Raw genomic sequence first — 1,893 nt, forward strand, 5'->3', positions numbered from 1 at the left:
CTCGGACTTTCTCTCAAAGCTCAGCAGGCTCTGAAGCTCCTTCAACTGAATTCAATGGAAATTACGGCCGAGTTAGAAGAGATAGTTCAAGCCAACCCGCTTCTTGAAATGAAGAGAGAGGATTATGAGCTAATAGAAGGAAAAAGTGATCTGGAAAGCTCTCCAGAAGACGAGGAAAACACAGAAGATGGAGATCTCTACTCACTTCCCGAAAACAACTCGATCTACATGAAACCTGAAAGTACTGACAGGGATGGATGGGACTTCGACAGGATTGAAGCACAGCAACCAACGTTCAGAGAAATACTCAGAGATTTCGCTTTCTATATTCTTGACGACGATCTTTTCTCCCTTTTTGAAATACTCCTTGATTACATGGACGATCTAGGAATGCTTACTGAGGATCTGGAAAAGATTGCTCGCGAGAATCACTGTTCCGTCGATGGGCTTTCCAGTGTCATCTCGACTATGAGGGACGGGGGATTCGACGGCATCTTTGCATCTTCAAGGGAAGAGATAGAGGCCCTATTGGGTCCGGGTCTCTTCCCTTCTTCCGGATACAGTGACGGCGCTTTTGTAAGATACGTTGAACCTGATCTCTATATAGAGTTTATCGATGAGAAGTTCATTGTTACGGTAAGGGACTATTCACTTGTACTCAGTGTTGACGAGTCGTATGAGGAGATCATGGAACACGGCGAAAAAAAAGCAAAGAAATATCTTGAAGAGAAACTCGAGGAAGCAAAGTTCTACATAAGCGCTCTCGAAAGGAGAAAGGCAACGCTGATAACAATTGGCAACGAAATAGTGATAAGGAACGCGCCATTTCTACTTAAGACCAGCGAAAAGATAAGGCCGTTGAAGATGAATTCAGTTGCCGACAAGATAGGAGTTGTAGTTTCAACGGTAAGCAGAGCTGTGAAGGATAAGTTCGTTCAGACTCCTGTAGGGACTTTTCCGATCAGGTACTTCTTTGGAAATTTGCAGGAGAAGGAACAGGCTCTCGAGGTAATTGCCGAAATTGTCAGAGGCAACCCAGAAATTTCAGATGCAGAGCTTGTTACCGAACTTAACAACAGAGATATCAACATAGCCAGAAGAACTGTCAATAAATATAGAAATCAGTTAGGACTAAGGAAGTCGAAATGAAGACGAAGGCCCTGTTGTTTGTCGGTGGACAATACATATCTACGATGGAGTTCTACTTCAGGAAACTCAATGAGACATCATTTGTTTCGGCCGCCGATTCAGGGGCAGAAATGCTTAAAAGCCTGGGGAGACATCCCGATCTCCTTGTAGGCGATATGGATTCCGTAAGCCAGGAGACCCTCCAATGGTGCAGAGGAAGAGGATCGCTTGTGTTAATATATCCCCCCGAGAAGGATGACACAGACACCCAAATCGCGCTTCAAGCCCTTGAGGAGCGTGGTTTCTCTAATGTAGAAATCTTTGGTGCAACGGGTCTCCGGCTAGATCATTTCATGGGGACCTTAGCGTCTATATATGGCCTCAGACACACTCTCAAAGCCACTATTATCGAAGAGAACGTCGAAATCGGTATGGTCTCTAGAGAAATGACCCTCTTTGTAAATCGAGGTGAGATCTGGTCTCTCTTTCCATATGGCGGCCAGCAGACAATAGTCTCTCTTGAAGGTTTCAAATTTCCACTAACCGACGCATCTCTAGATTATGGAAAGCCGCTTGGCGTTTCAAATGAAACCGTTGATGAAGAAATACAGATTTCCTGCAAAGGAGGCACTGCCTTATATTTCAGATGGTTGAAAAGGTACTAGTGCTGTCCGATACTCACGGTGCTTTATCGCCTTTGACGAGAATACTTCAAGAAGTAGATCAAAATACTTTAATCATGCATAGTGGTGATTTCCTATATCA

At 44.3% G+C, this 1,893-nt stretch carries 3 protein-coding genes; all 3 read left to right on the forward strand.

Annotated elements, in window-relative coordinates:
* Nucleotides 1–1,149 (forward strand): RNA polymerase subunit sigma-54 (locus BG32_RS00435; protein WP_121526211.1); only part of this gene is annotated, 1,149 nt, incomplete at its 5' end.
* Nucleotides 1,146–1,793, forward strand: coding sequence for a thiamine diphosphokinase (locus tag BG32_RS00440; protein WP_006487083.1), 648 nt, complete (start codon nt 1,146–1,148; stop codon nt 1,791–1,793). The genes BG32_RS00435 and BG32_RS00440, both read left to right, overlap by 4 nt.
* Nucleotides 1,775–1,893 (forward strand): metallophosphoesterase (locus BG32_RS16990; RefSeq protein ID WP_409072637.1); only part of this gene is annotated, 119 nt, incomplete at its 3' end. The genes BG32_RS00440 and BG32_RS16990, both read left to right, overlap by 19 nt.

This window comes from Mesotoga sp. HF07.pep.5.2.highcov (assembly GCF_003666285.1).
GTDB lineage: Bacteria > Thermotogota > Thermotogae > Petrotogales > Kosmotogaceae > Mesotoga > Mesotoga prima.

Excerpts from the sequence above, each read along its gene's own strand:
- BG32_RS00440 (WP_006487083.1), top strand. The coding sequence starts at position 1,146 with ATGAAGACGAAGGCCCTGTTGTTTGTCGGTGGACAATACATATCTACG.